This window comes from Methanobrevibacter sp. (assembly GCF_045646205.1).
In the GTDB taxonomy this organism is placed as follows: Archaea; Methanobacteriota; Methanobacteria; order Methanobacteriales; family Methanobacteriaceae; genus Methanocatella.
In genome coordinates this window covers 60,016-78,719 of record NZ_JAZRKF010000029.1, presented here as the reverse complement: position 1 = coordinate 78,719, position 18,704 = coordinate 60,016, and the positions used below count along the sequence as shown (strand labels likewise).

The following is an 18,704-nucleotide window of genomic DNA, read 5'->3' as shown; positions in this document are numbered from 1 at the left end:
CAACTATAAGTTGGAGTAATTCACTTTTTTTTTAAAAATAAATAAATGGATGGTTTAATTTTAAATTTAAGCTGTAACTGTTATTTTATTTTAATATGATTTTCATGCTCAAATTTATTAAGAATTAAATCTATATTTAAATATAATGCTGGTTTTAAAAAAAATAAAAAAACAGTGGAGATTATATCCAATCGGTTCTCCAAAAGGTGCATTAAATCATAAACGGGAACCGGAATATGTTGGTAATATTAAATTTACCCATAATGGAGATTCTCTAGCTATTTCCAGATTTATAGCAGATTATAATTTTAAAGATAATTCGACCTTAAACGAAAAACTTGTCCCTCCGGGTGAAGTAAATAAACTTCTTCGCTCTCAAGCTGTTTTTTTAGCAACCCATGATGAAAAAGTGGAAAATTTCCTGAAATCCCTTAATGTTAAGGTTAGACACACCAGAGTATGTGATTATTGTGCCTATGATGGAAAAATCACTATTGTAAACTCTGACTTTTCATATAATTTTCAAAATCAATTATTATGCAGAAACTGTGCATTGGATACAATTAAAAATGAAATCAAGCTTCAGGGATTTGATAAAAATATTTTCAGGAACCTTAAATCAATTCTTGAAAAAACTGATGATTTGGAAAAGACATTATCTGTTCTTGATCCTCATTTCAATCCATTGAAAAATAAAAATCTGACGTTATTTGACAGAACTTCCACCAAATCAAGGCTTAAGATTCCAACTGTTGAAATGAAGCGTTTAAAAATAAATCATGATTTTAGAGATATTTTAATTAAAAACGGTAACGACAAGCTGTTGCCTGTCCAATACCTGGCCATTCATGAAGGATTACTTAAAGGCAAGGATTTGCTTGTTGTAAGTGCAACAGGAAGTGGAAAAACATTAGTTGGTGAGCTAGCTGGTATTTCAAAGGCGCTTGAAGGCAAAAAATTCATTTTCCTCACTCCTTTGGTGGCACTGGCCAATCAGAAATATCGTGATTTCAAAAAGAAATACAAAAAACTAGGTTTAAATGTAGCCATTAAAGTCGGTCGAAATCGTGTAAAGGCAAAAGGTGAATTAAAACTTCCCGACAGTGATGTGTCTAAAGCTGACATTGTTGTTGCCACTTATGAAGGAATAGATTTTCTTTTAAGAAACGGAAATTCAAATGCGTTAAGCAATCTCGGTGTTGTTTTGATTGATGAAATCCATATGATTGATGATGAGGACCGTGGAACAAGATTGAACGGTCTGATTAAAAGAATTAAAAACTTATATCCTCAAACTCAAATCATTGGCCTTTCAGCTACGGTTAAAAATCCTGAATTTTTGGCAAACGAATTCAATATGAAGCTTGTGGAGTATCCCGACCGTCCGGTACCTTTGGAGAGACATTTGGTTTATATGAGAAGTGAATCTTCAAAACGTCATTTGATGGCTAAATTAGCTAGAAAAGAATTCAATACCAAATCAAAGAAAGGTTATCGAGGTCAAACCATAATATTTACTAATTCAAGGCGTAAAACCCATAAAATTGCTAATTTCCTTCAGGAAAAGCATATTAATGCTGCCGCTTATCATGCAGGGCTTTCATATTATAAGAAAGAAAAAATAGAAAAGGACTTTGACAGGGCAAGATTGTCTGTTGTAGTAACGACTGCCGCATTGGCTGCAGGTGTTGATTTTCCGGCTTCCCAGGTAATATTTGACTCTTTGGTTATGGGAAACAAATGGATTAATCCGAATGAGTTTTCCCAGATGCTGGGTCGTGCGGGAAGGCCAAGCTATCATGATAGGGGTATTGTATATCTGCTTCCTGAAATCGGCAATGACTTTGCAGGAGAAAGTGAAGAATCAAAAGCTTTAGAATTACTTGAAAGCAATAGTGAGGATGTATTTATTGAATATGATGAAGAAAGTTCCTATGAACAGATTTTAGCAGACATATCATCAACATCCATTAAAAATATGGACGAATTAAAAAAATTTTATAAGGACATCGATGTGCCGATTAGTTTGGAAATTGCGGTTCGTGAAATGTGTGAGTTAGGTTTAATAAGTGATGACTTTAAAATAACTAAATATGGAAGGGCTACATCAGTTTCATTCTTAAGTATTGATGATGCTGAATTCATTAGAACTGCCTTGGATGATTGGGATTATTTAATTAATTATGTTAGATTGTCCCCAATGTATAAAAATAAACAGGAATATGATAAATTACAAGTAAAGATTATTGCTATGGCTTTGGATTTGGAATTATTTGAAAACGCATATTTGTCTTCAGTTATTCACAATCAAATAGCCAATGCTTTAAAAATCAAGTTTTCGACAAGGTTATTTGCAGAGTCCACTTTGGATATTATTTCATCAGGTGAAGCTTTGGAAAAATTGGATTCCAAATTCCAGGATGCTTTAATACGCCTTCAAAGTGACTTTTTAAAATGTAACTGTCAGGACAGGCCATTTTGCAGATGTCTGCAGCTTGGAATTTCAGAAGTGATAATTCATGAACGTCTAAAGGGCAAGGATCCTGTTGACATTTCAAACAAGCTCTTTAGAAAGTATCAGATTCAGGTCTATCCTGGAGACATATTCTCATGGCTGGACAATTTTGTTAAAAACTTGGATGCTATTAAAAGAATAGCTAAAGCTTTTAATCGCAGGAGTATTGAACGTAAAACTTCTTATTTAATTAAAAAAATAGAAAACGGGTAGAAAAATGTTTGTAGAAGATAAAATTTTAATCGGTGGGGATGTTTATTTACTACCGAAAATGGCAAATAGGCATGGTTTAATTGCAGGTGCAACAGGAACCGGTAAGACTATAACTCTTAAAACACTGGCTGAATCTTTCAGTGACATGGGAGTTCCGGTATTTTTAGCCGACATGAAAGGAGATATTTCTGGTCTTGCAAAGGCAGGTGAAATGAATGATAATGTGGCTAAAAGAATTGAAGGATTGGATTCTTTCAGGCTTAAGTCATATCCTGTTGAATTTTGGGATTTATTTGGTCAAAAAGGTTTACCTGTACGTGTAACCTTATCTGAAATGGGTCCTACATTATTATCTAAAATTTTAAACCTTACAGAAGCTCAAAGCGGAGTTTTAAATATTGTATTTAAGGTCGCTGATGAAGAATCTTTATTAATTATTGATATTAAAGATTTAAAATCAATGATTAACTATGTGGTTGAAAATAAGGATACTTATGAACCAGTTTATGGTGCAATTGCCGCAAAATCAGCCAATACAATTTTAAGAAATCTGATTACCTTAGAAGATCAGGGAGGAAACGATTTCTTCGGTGAAATTGCTTTGGACTTGGAAGACTTTATAAGAGTCGATGATTCCGGATGTGGAGTAATCAATATTTTGGATGCTCAAAAATTGTCTTTATCTCCTGAAATCTATTCATCATTTTTACTTTGGATGTTATCCTCTCTATATGAACAGTTACCTGAAGTGGGTGATGCTGATAAGCCTAAATTCGTATTTTTCTTTGATGAAGCACATTTGATATTTGACGGTATGGGTGCAGAGTTCTTAAAGAAAATTGAACAGATAACTCGTTTAATCCGTTCAAAAGGCGTTGGATTGTACTTTATTTCACAGTCCCCTTCAGACATTCCTGATGAAATCTTAGGTCAATTGGGTAATAGAATTCAGCATGCGCTAAGGGCTTACACTCCAAAAGACCAAAAGGCAGTTAAAGTTGCAGCCCAGACATTCAGACCAAACCCGGAATTTGACACTGCTGATGTTATTTCCAATTTGGGTATTGGTGAAGCTTTGGTTTCTGTTTTGGATGCTGACGGTGTTCCGGGTATCGTTCAAAAGGTTAATATAGTTGCTCCTCAATCTTATATTGGTCCTATTGACGACAGCTTAAGAGCTGAGTTAATTAACCTCTCTGAATTTAAGGATAAGTATTCACAAGCCATAGACAATGAATCCGCTTATGAAATCCTTGCAAATAAAATAAATCAGAATGAAAATATCGAAACTGAAGTTCCTGCTGCGCCTCCGGTAAGTGAAGAGGTACCTCCTCAGGCACAGGAAGCTCCTCAAGATCAACAGGAGCCACCTTTATCAATTGGAGGATTTGATTTGGGAAGCATTTTGGGTGGAGGACAAACTGCTTCAGGCAAAAGAGCTAAAAAGACTCCTCAACAAAAAGCAGTTGAACAGGCAGCTACAGCTGCAGCAGGTACTATTGCACGTGAAGTTTCAAAAGGTATTGTTAGAGGACTCTTCGGTCAGATGAAGTGATTGATATGGCACACCCTCATGTTGATGCAATTTCTTCAATGGAAGATGCATCTAAATTGATAGATATTATTAGTGAATCTAAAATAAATTATGTTCGAAGCAATTTAAGCATACATCTTCATGAAAGTCAAATAAAGTTATTGAAGAATGTAGATAAACACTCTAAAAAACATCACAGGAAAGCAAGAGTAAGACATTACGCTAAAATTTCAGATGATGACAAACACTTCAAACTTCACTCAAAATTATATCTCAGAAAATATGAAAAACTGGCTAAAAAAGATCTGGTGGAAATTTTGGATGCCGATGATTTGCCATACGATGTCGTATTAACTGAGTATGGTGAAGAAGTATTATCAGAAATCAGGTCATTGGAAAGTGATTGGGCTCAAATTGCCGACTGTGATATCAATGAGTTAAGAAAAATTGCGCTGAACACTTTTGAAATTTCATATAAGTTCAAGAAAACTCAGAAATACCAATTCTAAACGGACATGCTATTGAGTTGTAAGCATTAATTACTTCATCAATAGCCTCTTTTCTATTTTTAAAGTAATACAGGTGGCTATTGCATTCACAGTCACTGCATCCGAAGTCCTGTATATAATCATTTCTTTTAGACAGTTCCTTTGATAATTCACATTCCACTTTTTGGTTGATGTTGTAAATCACTTCTACGACTTCACAATATCTTAATAAGTAATCTATGTGCCAATGGAGCTTTTTTGATTTGGACAGGTGTCTTTTAACACGGGATTCCAAACCGTTCATGGCCGAGCCGATATAGACGTAAAAACCTTTTTTAAATTCAACTTTCAGTTTTTTGCCTATTTTCAGATTTTTATTTTCTTCAGTTTTGATAATAAGACAATAGCAACCTTTCATTAATTAAATTATTTTTTCACTTGCTTTAAATATTTTTTACCTCATAAAGTAAATATTGCTTTCACCTTGTTTTTTTAATTAAAGAGAGTTATATTGTTTAAAGAGGTAATAGATAAATTTAAAAACTATATATTATAAATTAAGTAATATGATTTACTTTTGGTGAAAATTATGAATTTTTATGAATACGGTGATGAGAAAATTGATGTGCTTGATAATGTAATTTCTTTAATCAGTACCAGGCAATATGACAGTGCACTTGAATGTATGGATAATTTGGATTCAGGTGAATTCAGTGATCCTTTGCTTCTGATGAGTAAGGCGCAGTGTCTTTTAAGGTTGGATGAAAAAGAAGAAGCTCATAAATTATATAAAAAAACTATTGACGTTTGTGATGAAAAGTTAAAAGTTGAAAAAGACCCTTTCATTTTAAACATTAAGGGAAACTGCAATCTGATTTTAAAAAACTATGTTAAAGCTATTGAATGCTATGATGAAGTATTGGCTATTGATGATAAAAATTCTCTGGCATTAAGTTTCAAATCAGTTGCGTTAATTAGACTGGATGAACAGGATGCCGCTTTTGACTGTTTTGAAAGGCTTTTGGAAATTGATTCTGACAATAATGATATTAAACTTTTTAAGGTACAGTATCTAAACACTATTGAAAAGTATGACGAGTCAATGAAGATACTGGATGAGGTAATTGGGGGTCCTTTTGAATATCCTCAGGCATATATGCTTAAAGCCGATGCACTCTTTGAAACTCATAATATTGATGAAGCATTGGTCAATGTCAATAAAGCTCTTGAATTAAATCCGGACATTTCATATTCCTGGTATTTGAAGGCAAAGATTTTCATGGCTAAGGATAATTATACAGATGCCCTGATATATTTTGATAAGGCTTTAGGTATTGATGCAAACATTGACTGTTATCTGTTTGATAAGGCATCCTGCTATTTGAATTTGCTTGAATATGAAAGTGCGTATAAGACATATGAAAAGGCTTTCAAGATAAATCCTCATAGCGGTGGAATTGCAAACCCAGATATATTTCTTGATTTCATTAAGGATTTGGAATCCATTGATTTAATTAAGGATTAAAATAAATATAATATTATGGAATTTAAAATCAAATCAAAAGGGCATAAAAATGTATCTTCCGAGCATAAATCAACATTTGAGATAACAAAGGATTCAGAAATCGGACCGACTGCTGACTGTATAATTGGAGTGGCCATGGATGAGTCCATGTTGGATTTTTCCGAAGAGTTTAAGGATAAAATTGCCGATTCCAATACGAAAATTGCTGTTTTATTGGATACTCCTAATGCTCATGATGAAATAATAGGCTATGGGCATGAAGATTTAACTTTAACTCATCCTACGGATATTGTCTGCAGAACAAGTGATTACACGTGCTCCCGTACATTGATGATAAAATCTTCAAAAGCTGCCCGTGATCTTGATTCGGATTTAATTAATGATTTAAAAAATGAAGAAATGTTGGAAGTTACTATTAAAATCCTTGAATAATAGATAACTTTATATAATAATTAAAACATAATTATTTATAACCACTTTTGTTTTATGCGGGGGTGGTCGAGCGGTCAAAGGCGCTAGGTTGAGGGCCTAGTGGGTTAGTCCCTTCGCGGGTTCAAGTCCCGTCCCCCGCACTATTCTGAACTATTTTTAAGTAACTATTTATTATATTAAAATTAAAGATATATTTAATAATCAAATGTATGGTGATAAATATGAAGGCTGTAATTCCCGCAGCAGGTTTTGGTACAAGATTTTTGCCTGCTACAAAAGCGCAACCTAAAGAGATGTTGCCTGTTTATGATAAACCGACTATTCAGTATGTTATTGAAGAAGCCGTTGCTTCTGGTATAGATGATATTTTAATTGTTACAGGTAGAAACAAACGTTCTATTGAAGACCACTTTGACAAATCCTTTGAGCTTGAGCAAACTTTGCAGAGTGCAGGTAAAGACGACCGTTTAAAACAAGTCCGTGCAATCACTGATTTGGCTGATATTTGTTATGTAAGGCAAAAAGAGCAAAAAGGACTTGGTGATGCAATTTACTGTGCTAAAAAACATATTGGCGGAGAAGCATTCGCAGTACTTTTAGGAGATTCCATTACTAAAGGCCCTACACCATGTACAAAACAATTGATTGATGTTTATAATAAATATGGTGCATCTGCAATTTCTCTTGAAGAGGTTCCTAAAGAAAAAGTAGAAAGATACGGTATTATTAAAGGAAGTGAAGTGGAACCTGATGTTTATAAAATTGATAAACTTGTTGAAAAACCACTGGCTCATCAGGCACCATCCAATCTGGCTATTATGGGCAGATATGTGTTGACTGGAGATATCTTTGATAAAATTGATGAGACCGAACCTGGTGTTGGTGGAGAAATTCAGTTAACTGACGCTTTATCAAAATTGGATGCAATTTATGGAAATACATTTGAAGGAAAAACCTATGACATAGGAAACCGTTTCGAATGGCTTAAGACTTCCATTGAATTTGCACTGGATGATGATGAATCTAAAGATGCATTGATTGATTATATGAAATGCATGATAAATAAATGTGAATAAATCCCAAAAAGGGATTATTTCCTCTTTTTTTTAAAAAAATAAATAATTAAGGTTTCATGGCCAAATCCATTATGCTGAATGGATCGCCTTCTTTTTTAACGCTCGGTTCCTGAAATCCTGGAATTGCACTTTTCATAAATTCCTTGTTCATTCTTTTTGAAACTTCGCCGAATATCATTTTATATGCCGTACACTGCGGATCTACTGCTTTTGGTGTTTGATGTGCTACAACAGCATTGTAAGGACATCCCCCTTCACAGTATTTAACATATTTGCAGCGTTTGCAGTTTTCACCAACATATTCCCTGAATTCCTGAAGCTTTTTCCATGAATCGGATTCCTTCAAATCATCGAAACTAGGGTTTGTCTTAACGTTTCCGAGCACATATTCAGGCATTCCAACGAATCTGTAACACGGATAGATTGATCCTTCAGAGCCTACGGCTAGTGTTGTTCCGATACAGTCTGCAAATGTACATAATGTTCCTCTCCGCCTTAAAGTGCTTTTGCAGATATGGTCTAAATCCATTACGCTGAATTTATCCAAATCGTAGAGGTATTTGTCAAGCCAGTCAACTAAGAGTTTTCCGTGTTCTTCCTGGTCAAGCGCCCAAGGGTCTGCATTGTCTCCTCTAAGTGATGGAAGAGCCGCATGAATTTTAAGGCTCATTCCGTTTTCCTTAAAGAAATCGTATAATTCGTCACTGTAATCTTTTGAGTAGTCAGTTACCGTCAATACAAAGTTAATGATTAGTCCTTTTTCTTTTGCCCTATTGAATCTTTCCATAGTTTTATCGAAGTATCCGTCTCCCCTTTGATAATCGTTAATTTCTTTGGGACCATCTATACTGGTACTTACAACAACATTATATTTTTTAAATAGGTCAATTAACTCGTCAGTAAGTAGCCAGATATTGCTTTGAAGTGAAAAGCCTTCAAAATTATCTAGTCTAGAAAGCTTTTCCAGTGCTGTTTCATAAAAGTCATAGCCTGCAAGCAATGGTTCTCCGCCATGGAAAGTGAAATGAACTTTATCCTCTCTGAAATCCTCAAGCCATGTGATAATATCATCTATAATGCTCAAGTCCATCATTTCTTTTTTATTTTCAGAACCCCAGCAGTATTTGCAATTGGATGGACAGTTTAGGGTTGGAATAATCATTACGTGAAATGTCATTTTATCAGGCAATTTTATTTAATTCTTTTAACAGTTCTTTTTTCTCATCTTCTTCCATATTCTCATTTACAAAGAATATGTAACCGCATTCTTCACATTTGAAAGTATCGAGTTCAGCATGTGCACGATGGTTGTCTAAAAGTCTTCTGTGTGCGATTTTATCTTTGGAACCGCATTTTGGACATGGTTCTAACAATTCTTCAAGTTTCATTTTATCACCTTAATTAATTTTTTGGTTTTTTAGTTATTTATGTTTTTTATTTATATATTTACTGGTTTTTAATTAACCGTTAAGTTTAAATAATATGTTTCAGTCACGACAATTTTTATCAGTGAGCTCAACAAGCTTTAAATACTAAATAATTAAATATAATTTTGTTAATTAACTATCCGGTGATATTATGCCAAATGATTGGTATGACTTTTTTAGAAAAATAATAAGCGATGAAACACTCAAAGAATCAAGCGACTATGTAAGGGAAAAAATTTGGAGAGAAACACAAGACGTTAGAAAATCTCAAGATTGGCAAAGGCGCAGGAGGTGAAATTATTAAAATATTATGGGTTTGTTAAATGTTTTATTACAATTTTGATTTAATTTCTTTTTTAATTGGAATTTTAATGGGATATCTGCTGTCTGAAATGTTAATGGAAAAACAAAAGAAGAAACTGTTGAAAAATACTTTTAAAAGATATTATAATACTTTAGTGCTAGAATTTCATGATATTTTTAACACTGAATCTGAGGATTTTTCTGAAGATAATTTCAAAATTAGGGAAAAACAATATAAGAACACAATCAATCAATTAAAAACTGAAAATAAAAAGCAAAAAAAGCTTTTAGAGGATTTGAAAAAATCCAACAATTCATATAAACAGTCAGTAAATGATCTTAAAAAGAATAATAAAAAGTATAAAACGGAAAATAGCTCAGTTAAGCTATGAATCATTTTTATTAGATGAGGAAAATTGATTAAAGTTTGAAGATTGCTTTTTCTTGGAGTATTTTTTCATATATTAATAATTATAAAACATTATTAAAAGGTGATTTAAATGACATATGTTTCTACTCAGTTGGATTCATGGTTAGATAAAGATTATTTAATTAGTATTTCTGATAAAATTGTTGAACTAAATGATTTGGTTCCTAAAATCATAGAAATGCATTTACCGAATTATGATGATAGAAAAAAATTTTTAAATTCTAATTTTGAGTTAATTGATAGTGATGAATTTCAACTCAAACAAATTTTGGATCAAAGAGCAGGTGGAACTACTTGGGAGGAGCATGTTACAATATATGATGATTTCTTTAAAAGACATCCTGAGTTTTCTAAGTTAATTAAAGATAAAGAAGCTTATGAAAAATGGAAACTTGAAGAGGTCCCATATTAAAATTATTATCTGTCCATTATCTTATTAAACATTGTAAATAATGGCAATCCAATTTTTGTAATAAAACCTACTTTTAAACCAAAGAAGTGTCCTTCAAATGCCTTTTCCACTTTTTTAAGCTCTTTCGGTATATCTAGATTTTGAGGACATTTTCTCAGGCATTTTCCACAACCGTTACATCTGCCTGCATTTCTCGGTTTGTTCATAACACCTCCGACATACTGGTAGTAGTCAAATAATGATGGTGAAATCAATCCTTTCTGGCTAAACAGGTATTTTTCATTGTATATCTTCATGCATTCCGGAATATTGACTCCCTGTGGACATGGCATGCAGTATCCGCAGGTTGAACAGTTTATTTTCAGTAAACGATTTATTACTCTTTTTACCAATTCAATGCTTTCCATATCTTCAAAGCTCATGGATAACGGTTCGGTATTATTTGCCACTTTCAGATTTTCTTCAATCTGTTCCATTGTGTTCATTCCAGAAAATACTGTTGTCACATTTCTGTTGTTTAAAACCCATTCCAAAGCCCATTCGGCATTGCTTTTATTTGGATTTGCTTTTTTGAATATTTCTTCAGCTTCTTCAGGCATTTTTCCAGCTAGAATTCCACCTTTTAAAGGTTCCATTACAAATATTCCAATACCTTTTGATGCTGCATATTCAATTCCGTCACGGCTCGCCTGAACGTTTTCATCAAAGTAATTATACTGGACCATCACCACATCCCAGTCATATCCGTCTATTAATATTTCAAATTCTTCTTTTGCTCCATGATATGAAAAACCAACATGTTTGATTTTACCTGTTCTTTTAGCATCATTTAAAAATTCGATTAATCCTTTTTTTAACAGTTTATTTGTCGTTTTCAAGTCTACTGAGTGAACCAGATAATAATCTATGCTTTCTCTGTTTAGTCGTTTAAGCTGTTCGTCCAGGATTCGGTCCATGTCTTCTCTTTTTTTGATTTGAAATGATGGCAGTTTGGTCATTATTTTTACTTTATCCTTATATTCTCCTGTTAATACTTCTCCAAGAAATTTTTCACTATTTCCATAGATATATGCTGTATCAATTATATTTACTCCATTATCTATTGCATAATAAATCTGTTCTCGGGCTTTTTCGTAATCTATTTTGCCGTTTTTCTGCGGCAGTCTCATTGATCCGAAACCCAATGGTGAAAGTTCATCTCCTGTCTTCGGGATTAATCTGTTTTTCATAGTTTTACTTTAAATCTTTTTAAATATATACTCTTTTTGTAATACTTTTTGATAAAATGATATTGAAAAGAAGTAATAATTTTTTTAAAAAAACTCCTAAAAGTAATACTGGGTATATAAATGAATGCAAAAAAAGTAATACTTTTATATGGGAAGTTACAAAAAGTAATACAGGGTATTTAAATGAATTCAAAAAAAGTAATACTTTTGGCTGTTGGTATTACTTTGTGTTTTGACCGGTATTTATTTTTTCAATTGGGTCTCAGAATATGGGATTTCAATTGAAAAATTTTTCAGTAATACTGGGTATATAAATGAATTCAAAAAAAGTATTACTTTCAGGTGAAAAATATGATAGATGAAATAACAGATTTTCTCTTTGGACTTAAAATGACAATAATTTCAGGAGTATTTTTATTAATAGCCATTATTTTCATGATTTTTGGAATTGATACTCCGATTTACTTAAACCCTGCATGGGGAACGGTAATAATCAGTGGAATTCCAATGTTATTGTTGGCTATGACAAGACTGGTGCGTGAAAAATGGATTTCATCAGCACTATTGATTGCAATAGCTATGGTTGCTTCCCTATTGATTGGGGAAGTATTTGCTGCAGGTGAAGTGGCATGGATTATGGCACTTGGAGCTTTACTGGAAGACTGGACTGTTGAGAGAGCGAAAAAGGGTTTGAAAAATTTAATTGACTTAACTCCGCAAACTGCAAGACTTACTAACGGGGATGTAATACCTGCAAGTGAGGTCAAATTAGGTGATAACATAAGAATTTTACCTGGTGAAAACATTCCTGTTGACGGTGAAATAATTAAAGGTACAAGTTCAATAGATCAATCAGTAATGACTGGAGAGTCTTTACCTATTGATAAGACAGTTGGTGATGACGTATTTTGTGGAACTACAAATATGTTTGGTGCTATTGACATTAAGGCAACAAGCTTATCTGAAGATTCCTCTCTTCAAAAGTTAATCGATTTGGTCAAGGCAGCAGATGAAAAACAGGCACCAACACAAAGGATTGCTGATAAATGGGCAACATGGCTAGTTCCAGTCGCATTATTGATAGCTATTGCTGCATGGCTTGTTACAGGTAATATTGAACGTGGAGTTACAGTTTTAGTAGTTTTCTGTCCATGTGCTTTAATTCTTGCTACTCCAACTGCAATCATGGCAGCTATCGGTCAGGCAACAAAACATGGTGTATTAATCAAATCCGGTGAAGCCTTAGAAAAACTAGGCGGTCTAAATACATTGGTATTTGATAAGACCGGAACATTGACTTATGGTAATTTGGTTGTATCCGATATTATTCCATATGATGTATCCGAAGACGAATTGCTGCATTTGACTGCATCATGTGAAAGCTTTTCCGAACATCCCTTGGCTAAAGCTATTGTCAGTAAAGCAAAAGATGACAACGTTGAAATCACTGATGTGGAAAACTTTGAAATGTATCCTGGTTTGGGAGTATCATGTGAAATTAATTCCAGTAAAATCTATGTGGGAAACCTTAAATTCCTAAATGAAAATGGATTTGATGATGATATAGAAAGTGACCTGGATAAACTTAAAAATGAAGGTAAAGCAACGGTTATTGTTGCAAAAAACAATTCTATCATTGGTATTATTGCACTATCCGACATGATTCGTGAAGATGCTCCTGAAATGATCAATAACCTGCACGATATTAAAACCAAAACTGTACTGCTTACAGGCGATAATAAACAGGCTGCTGATTATTTCGCCTCAAAAGTAGGTATCGGTGAAGTTCACGGTAATTTGCTTCCAGAAGAAAAGCTCGATTGGATTACCAGATATCAGGAAAATGGCGAAAATGTCTGTATGGTTGGTGATGGTGTTAATGATGCTCCGGCACTTAAAACAGCTAATGTGAGTGTGGCAATGGGATCCATGGGTAGTGATGTGGCTATTGAAGCGGCAGACATCGCTCTTTTAGGGGATGAGATTTCAAAAATCCCATATCTTAAAAAATTATCCAATTCCACATTGTTTACTATTAAGGCCAATATTATTATTTCAATGGCAATTAATGCAGCCGCTATAGTCTGCTCAGTTTTAGGTCTTTTAAATCCTGTTACTGGAGCTATTGTTCACAATGCAGGGTCTTGTCTTGTTGTTTTAAATGCGGCACTGTTGTATGATAGGAACTTTGATAAGAAAAGTAAAAATTCTAATCACAATCACTATCACACACATGAGGATGGCATTCACACCCACAGTCATGATAATGTGGAGATCATTGATGAAATTCAAACGGAAAGTGGAGTTCGTCATTTGCATGCCCATACTCATCCGATGAATAGACACGCATGTGAAAATTATCATAACTAAACGATTTAATTTAAATTTAATGATTAATTAAATATTAATCATTTTTTCTTATTTTTTATAAACTTCATGTTCTATTTTTCTAATATATCATGATAAATCATTATATTTATAAGGTATCCTTTACAAATTTATTATTAATTTTAATTATGAAGTGGATATTATGTTAACCTCTGTTCAAAAAGAAATATTACAAACACTAATAAACCTATATCAATCTTCAAATGGAAAATCTATTAAAGGAGAAGACATCGCTGAGGTTATGAATAGAAATCCTGGAACAATTCGTAACCAGATGCAGTCACTTAGAAGTCTAAGTCTCGTTAAAGGGGTTCCTGGTCCAAGAGGAGGATATAAACCAACAATCGAAGCATATCATTCTTTAAATATTTCTATTTCTGATAAGGAAATCAAGGTTCCGATTTATAAAAATAATGAAAGACTGGAAGATATTTCTGTTGCGAAAATTGAATTTACTTCCGTTCCCCAGCCTGCTGAATGTGAAGCTGCCATTAAGGTGCTTGGAAGCATTAAAGATTTAAATCTTGGAGATACTGTTAAGATAGGTCCGACACCCGTCAATAATCTAAGCATTATCGGCGAAATCGTTGGAAGAGATGACATGGATAATATTTTGCTCATTGATACAAATACCATAAGAAGCATTCCAAAATTAACTGTAGGTGATATTGCAAGCAAAGACGTTATTTCCTTAAAAATTGACTGCAATATAAAAGAAGCTGCAAAAATATTTTCACAAAATGCAATTGACGGTGCACCTGTAATGAAAGACGGAAAGGTCGTTGGTGTATTTACCGCTACTGATTTGGTACATGCCATTGCTGAAGATAATGCTGATGCTACTGTTGGAGAATTGATGTCAACAAAGGTAATTATCATTAATGAAGATTTAAAACTTGTTAAAGCAATAGAAATACTTTTTAGAAAATCTATTTCAAGATTGATTATAGCTGACAATGATAATAATTTACTTGGAATTGTTACAAGAACAGATTTGATAGAATCAATAACTAATTTTAAGCAGTTCCCTATTCATATTAATTAGTGTGATTTAATGGATAAAGTTAAGCAGTTGGACGTTAAAAAAGACATGAAAGTGTCTGAATTAATAGAGCAGTTCGATAAGTCAGGTGTTTTGGGTTCAGGTAGAGTAGCCAGGGCTTCAAACATTTTATGCGATATGATTAAAGATGAGGAAATGAGCGTTTTCATGAGTCTGGGAGGTCCATTAATACCTGGAGGCCTTAGAAATATCGTAACTGATATGATAAGAAATAAACATGTTAATCTAATCATTTCAAGCGGAGCCAATATTACTCATGATATGCTTGAGGCATTCGGCGGAAGTCATTATCGTGATGAGGGACGTGACGATGAGGATTTGAATGCTGAGGGAATTGGAAGGATTGCCGATATTAATGTCGGATCTGATGATTTTACAAAATTTGAAAGTGAAATAATTAAAATTTTTGAAGATATTTCTGCACGTAAACCTAAAATATCAATTCAGGAACTGTTATATGAGGTTGGATTACTTATTGATGATGAAAATTCATTTTTAGCAACTGCAGCACGTATGAAAACACCTATCTTTGCGCCAGGTTTAATTGACAGCATGTTCGGTTTGCAGTTATGGATGTTTACACAGGATCATGATTTTACCGTTGATGCGGTAGGGGATATGCATTATCTTTCTGATCTGGTATTTGACAGTGAAAGAATCGGTGGAATTCTTTTGGGCGGTGGATTGACTAAGCATTATACATTAGCTTCAACATTGCTTAGAGGAGGGCTTGATTCAGCTATTCAAATAACAATGGACAGACCTGAAGCGGGCAGTTTAAGCGGAGCACCCTTGCAGGAAGCAAAGTCCTGGTCCAAAGCGAAATGCGGTTCAACCCTTGAAACTGTAATCGGTGATGTTACTGTTATATTTCCATTAATATATGCTTCAGTTTTGGATAATCTGGGTGATTAGATTGAATTATCTTTTTTTGGGTATTCTATTTATTTTAGCTGGTTTTTTCATGAAGTTATCCGATGATGCTTATGATGAAAATGATGATTTGCTTTTAGCCACTGTTCTTGGAATATTCTGTTCACTGGCATGTGCTATTGCAGCCGTGTCTTATACTGGGGCGGCATATATATTCTTTGGAATTTTAATAGGTAATCTGCTTGCATTCAAGGTGGATGGTATTCATCATATTATAACACTGATGATTTTTGTCCTGTTTTGTTTGATTTGCGGTATTCCTGAAATAAGTATTGTAGTTTTACTCATCGTGATTTTAGGCGCATTGACTGATGAGGTAGGTCATGAGTTAATAGCTAATTATACAGAAAATAATTTTATCATATTATTTTTTGAATATCGCTTTGTAATGAAAATAGTGATATTTACATTGGCTTTGTGTGGTGCTTTTTCATTTTGGACATTTATCCTATTCATTCTTTTTGAACTGTCCTATGTGACGGCTGGTGTAATTTTTAAAAAAGAAGATTAAAAAGGAAAAATTTTTCCTTTCTAGTCGTCTAATTCAATACCCATTTTTGCAGCAAATCTTGCTAAGAGTACAGTAACAACAACTGCAATAATGGTAACAATGATTGCATAGGTAAATAAGCTTGATAATGCGCTTCCGGTACCGACAAATTCTTCAATTAATTTTTGAATCGCATCATTCCATGCTAAACCTGCAACGAATGCAAAAGCAGTAGTAATTAAACCTAAAATGGTTTCCATAATTAATTTTCCTACTTCGGATGCCATGTATTTTCCCTCCTTTTGATTTTTTTGTTCTTTAGCTAATTAGAACATATTATTTTATATGATTAATTATTAAAATAGTTTTAGTTTAAGTTAACATTATTTTAGTAAATTTTCACAGGCCTGTTTTGGATCTTGTGCTTCATAAATACTTCTTCCAACTATAATTGCATTAGATATTTCCAAGGTTTTTTTGCCGTCTCCGCCCTGTTTTCCAACACCTGGGGATATGATGTATGCGTCATCACCAACAATGTTTCTTATGTCTTGCAAACGGTCAAGACGTGTTGCAGGTGCCACATAATTAGTAATTCCCATTTCAACACCCATCTTTGCTATTTCATCAGCAGCAGATTGGAGGAATTTTTTAGCTCCTGGATGTGACATTTCTGTGAGCAAAAACAGCTCTTTTCCATATTTGTTTGCAACATCAAGACATGCCTGTACGCTGTCCTCACCTACAAATCCATGACAGATTATTGCATCTGCACCTGCCTTGAATGTTTCTTCACAGATTTTTTCATTGGTTGCATCAATATCTGCTACTTTAAAATCACATATTACCTTAAATCCGAACTTGTCCTTTAATTTTTGAATTATTTCAAGGCCTTCGGCAAGTGCAAGGGGATAGCCTATTTTTATGGTGTCCAAATTGTCCTCAATTTTTTCACATATCCTTATTGCTTCACTTTCACTACCTACATCTAATGCTAAAATTAAATTGTTTTTTATATTCATGTAAATTATATTTGTAAATGTTACAATAAGTATTTTATTAAAATGGGCTTGTATAATCAATGAATTTATTCAAGTTAAATTGAATATATATTAATTAAATATTATATATTTAAATACTAGAATGTACAAAAAGTTACATGTCAAATCAAATTTAAATTATTTTAATTTAAGTTTGCCTAAATTTGATATCGAATAAAATTTAAATAAGAGAGGAATTTATCATGCATATTATGGAAGGATTCTTACCACCATTTTGGTGTGCTGTATGGTATGTTATAGCAATACCGGTGGTTGCTTACGGAATCTATAAAATTAAAAAAGTGGCAGATGAACAACCTGAATCTAAAGCTTTACTTGCAGTAAGTGGTGCATTCATGTTTGTTATTTCTTCATTGAAATTGCCATCTGTAACAGGAAGTTGTTCTCACCCTACAGGTAACGGATTAGGTGCAGCATTATTTGGACCTGCTGTTACTGCAGTATTGGCAACTATTGTTCTTCTTTTCCAAGCAATTTTACTTGCTCACGGTGGATTAACAACTTTAGGAGCTAACTGTGTATCTATGGGTATTGCAGGACCTCTTGCTGCATGGATTATATACAAATTATGTAACAAAGTTGGTATTCCATCTAAAGTTGGAATATTCATTATGGCATTTGTAGCTGACTTTGCAACTTATCTTGTAACTGCTATACAATTAGGTGTAGCTTTCCCAGAGCCAACTATGGCTGCTGCAATTACAAAGTTCTTCTTAATCTTTGCTCCAACTCAATTACCATTAGCAATCGCTGAAGGTTTATTAACTGTAATTATTTGGAACGGATTAATGAGTTACAAACCTAAATTGTTAAATCAGTTAGGTGCAATTTCAGACAGTGAATTAGCAAAAGGTGAATAAATATGAAACATGAAAATATTATATTATTTGTAATTGTACTTATTATTCTAATAGTGCCTCTTGCATTGTATTCTGGATTAGGTGAAGAACAGGGTTATTTCGGTGGATCTGACGATCAAGGTGCAGATGGTGTATCTGAAACTGGTTACAAACCATGGTTCAGTTCAATTTGGGAGCCACCTAGTGGTGAAATAGAAAGTTTATTATTTGCTGTTCAGGCTGCCATTGGAGCAATTATTATTGGTTACTTCTTTGGTTACTGGAGAGGATCTGTTAAAGAAGAGGAATAATCTTCTTTAATATTTTTTTTTTTAAAAAGAGGGAT

21 protein-coding genes and 1 tRNA gene are annotated in these 18,704 nt (G+C 33.5%); 16 read left to right on the top strand and 6 right to left on the bottom strand.

Annotated elements, in window-relative coordinates:
- Positions 1 to 145 precede the first annotated feature (145 nt).
- The 3 genes from ACKI44_RS06105 to ACKI44_RS06095 are packed head-to-tail and all read left to right on the top strand — an operon-like array spanning position 146 to position 4,771.
- Positions 146 to 2,728, top strand: coding sequence for a DUF5814 domain-containing protein (locus ACKI44_RS06105; protein ID WP_407422550.1), 2,583 nt, complete (start codon positions 146 to 148; stop codon positions 2,726 to 2,728).
- A gap of 4 nt (positions 2,729 to 2,732) precedes the next feature.
- A complete protein-coding gene (locus tag ACKI44_RS06100) occupies positions 2,733 to 4,283 on the top strand; it encodes a helicase HerA-like domain-containing protein (RefSeq protein ID WP_407422548.1) in 1,551 nt (516 codons plus the stop codon).
- Between the two features lie 5 nt (positions 4,284 to 4,288).
- On the top strand, positions 4,289 to 4,771 hold the full coding sequence (locus tag ACKI44_RS06095; RefSeq protein WP_407422546.1) for a hypothetical protein: 483 nt from the start codon (positions 4,289 to 4,291) through the stop codon (positions 4,769 to 4,771).
- Here the strand turns inward: ACKI44_RS06095 and ACKI44_RS06090 are convergent.
- On the bottom strand, positions 4,743 to 5,168 hold the full coding sequence (locus tag ACKI44_RS06090) for a GIY-YIG nuclease family protein (RefSeq protein WP_407422544.1): 426 nt from the start codon (positions 5,166 to 5,168) through the stop codon (positions 4,743 to 4,745). The two genes, ACKI44_RS06095 and ACKI44_RS06090, sit on opposite strands and share 29 nt — an antisense overlap.
- Positions 5,169 to 5,339: 171 nt before the next feature.
- Between ACKI44_RS06090 and ACKI44_RS06085 the strand changes: the two genes are divergently transcribed.
- From ACKI44_RS06085 to galU, 4 genes are all read left to right on the top strand, one after another.
- A complete protein-coding gene (locus ACKI44_RS06085; RefSeq protein WP_407422542.1) occupies positions 5,340 to 6,275 on the top strand; it encodes a tetratricopeptide repeat protein in 936 nt (311 codons plus the stop codon).
- Between the two features lie 15 nt (positions 6,276 to 6,290).
- A complete protein-coding gene (locus ACKI44_RS06080; RefSeq protein ID WP_407422540.1) occupies positions 6,291 to 6,707 on the top strand; it encodes a DUF371 domain-containing protein in 417 nt (138 codons plus the stop codon).
- A gap of 56 nt (positions 6,708 to 6,763) precedes the next feature.
- Positions 6,764 to 6,847: transfer RNA gene (locus ACKI44_RS06075), tRNA-Leu, on the top strand.
- An 81-nt stretch (positions 6,848 to 6,928) separates the two neighbouring features.
- Positions 6,929 to 7,783 carry a UTP--glucose-1-phosphate uridylyltransferase GalU gene (gene galU, locus ACKI44_RS06070; protein ID WP_407422538.1) on the top strand — a complete coding sequence of 285 codons (855 nt, stop codon included), beginning with the start codon at positions 6,929 to 6,931 and terminating at the stop codon, positions 7,781 to 7,783.
- Between the two features lie 46 nt (positions 7,784 to 7,829).
- Here galU and ACKI44_RS06065 read toward each other — a convergent pair whose 3' ends face one another.
- Complete coding sequence (locus ACKI44_RS06065; protein WP_407422536.1) at positions 7,830 to 8,960, bottom strand: TIGR04083 family peptide-modifying radical SAM enzyme; 1,131 nt, start codon at positions 8,958 to 8,960, stop codon at positions 7,830 to 7,832.
- A gap of 4 nt (positions 8,961 to 8,964) precedes the next feature.
- Positions 8,965 to 9,171, bottom strand: coding sequence for a TIGR04165 family Cys-rich peptide (locus ACKI44_RS06060; RefSeq protein WP_407422534.1), 207 nt, complete (start codon positions 9,169 to 9,171; stop codon positions 8,965 to 8,967).
- A 190-nt stretch (positions 9,172 to 9,361) separates the two neighbouring features.
- On the opposite strand from ACKI44_RS06060, the gene ACKI44_RS06055 reads away from it, so the two are divergent.
- The 3 genes from ACKI44_RS06055 (at position 9,362) to ACKI44_RS06045 (ending at position 10,355) form a co-directional block, all read left to right on the top strand.
- Entirely contained in the window at positions 9,362 to 9,505 is a 144-nt protein-coding gene (locus ACKI44_RS06055) for a hypothetical protein (protein WP_407422532.1), read from the top strand.
- Positions 9,506 to 9,608: 103 nt separating this feature from the next.
- On the top strand, positions 9,609 to 9,905 hold the full coding sequence (locus tag ACKI44_RS06050) for a hypothetical protein (RefSeq protein ID WP_407422530.1): 297 nt from the start codon (positions 9,609 to 9,611) through the stop codon (positions 9,903 to 9,905).
- 108 nt (positions 9,906 to 10,013) lie between these two features.
- Positions 10,014 to 10,355, top strand: coding sequence for a hypothetical protein (locus tag ACKI44_RS06045; protein ID WP_407422528.1), 342 nt, complete (start codon positions 10,014 to 10,016; stop codon positions 10,353 to 10,355).
- Positions 10,356 to 10,360: 5 nt separating this feature from the next.
- Here ACKI44_RS06045 and ACKI44_RS06040 read toward each other — a convergent pair whose 3' ends face one another.
- Positions 10,361 to 11,584 carry an aldo/keto reductase gene (locus ACKI44_RS06040; RefSeq protein ID WP_407422526.1) on the bottom strand — a complete coding sequence of 408 codons (1,224 nt, stop codon included), beginning with the start codon at positions 11,582 to 11,584 and terminating at the stop codon, positions 10,361 to 10,363.
- A 351-nt stretch (positions 11,585 to 11,935) separates the two neighbouring features.
- Here ACKI44_RS06040 and ACKI44_RS06035 point away from each other — a divergent pair, with 351 nt between their 5' ends.
- The 4 genes from ACKI44_RS06035 (at position 11,936) to ACKI44_RS06020 (ending at position 16,479) form a co-directional block, all read left to right on the top strand.
- Positions 11,936 to 13,954, top strand: a complete 2,019-nt coding sequence (locus ACKI44_RS06035) for a heavy metal translocating P-type ATPase (RefSeq protein ID WP_407422524.1) — start codon at positions 11,936 to 11,938, stop codon at positions 13,952 to 13,954.
- 160 nt (positions 13,955 to 14,114) lie between these two features.
- Positions 14,115 to 15,017 (top strand): CBS domain-containing protein, encoded by a 903-nt coding sequence (locus ACKI44_RS06030; protein WP_407422522.1) that lies wholly within the window; start codon positions 14,115 to 14,117, stop codon positions 15,015 to 15,017.
- 9 nt (positions 15,018 to 15,026) lie between these two features.
- Complete coding sequence (locus ACKI44_RS06025; RefSeq protein WP_407422520.1) at positions 15,027 to 15,950, top strand: deoxyhypusine synthase; 924 nt, start codon at positions 15,027 to 15,029, stop codon at positions 15,948 to 15,950.
- A 1-nt stretch (position 15,951) separates the two neighbouring features.
- Positions 15,952 to 16,479: a hypothetical protein gene (locus tag ACKI44_RS06020; protein ID WP_407422518.1), complete on the top strand. Its 528-nt coding sequence runs from the start codon at positions 15,952 to 15,954 to the stop codon at positions 16,477 to 16,479.
- A 20-nt stretch (positions 16,480 to 16,499) separates the two neighbouring features.
- On the opposite strand, the gene ACKI44_RS06015 is transcribed toward ACKI44_RS06020, so the two are convergent.
- Together ACKI44_RS06015 and pyrF are read right to left on the bottom strand one after the other, a co-directional pair.
- Entirely contained in the window at positions 16,500 to 16,745 is a 246-nt protein-coding gene (locus ACKI44_RS06015) for a DUF5654 family protein (protein WP_407422516.1), read from the bottom strand.
- Between the two features lie 96 nt (positions 16,746 to 16,841).
- Positions 16,842 to 17,480 carry an orotidine-5'-phosphate decarboxylase gene (gene pyrF, locus ACKI44_RS06010; protein WP_407422514.1) on the bottom strand — a complete coding sequence of 213 codons (639 nt, stop codon included), beginning with the start codon at positions 17,478 to 17,480 and terminating at the stop codon, positions 16,842 to 16,844.
- Between the two features lie 221 nt (positions 17,481 to 17,701).
- Between pyrF and cbiM the strand changes: the two genes are divergently transcribed.
- Positions 17,702 to 18,379: a cobalt ECF transporter S component CbiM gene (gene cbiM, locus ACKI44_RS06005; protein ID WP_407422512.1), complete on the top strand. Its 678-nt coding sequence runs from the start codon at positions 17,702 to 17,704 to the stop codon at positions 18,377 to 18,379.
- Between the two features lie 2 nt (positions 18,380 to 18,381).
- Positions 18,382 to 18,669, top strand: coding sequence for an energy-coupling factor ABC transporter substrate-binding protein (locus ACKI44_RS06000; RefSeq protein WP_407422510.1), 288 nt, complete (start codon positions 18,382 to 18,384; stop codon positions 18,667 to 18,669).
- Positions 18,670 to 18,704: the final 35 nt, after the last annotated feature.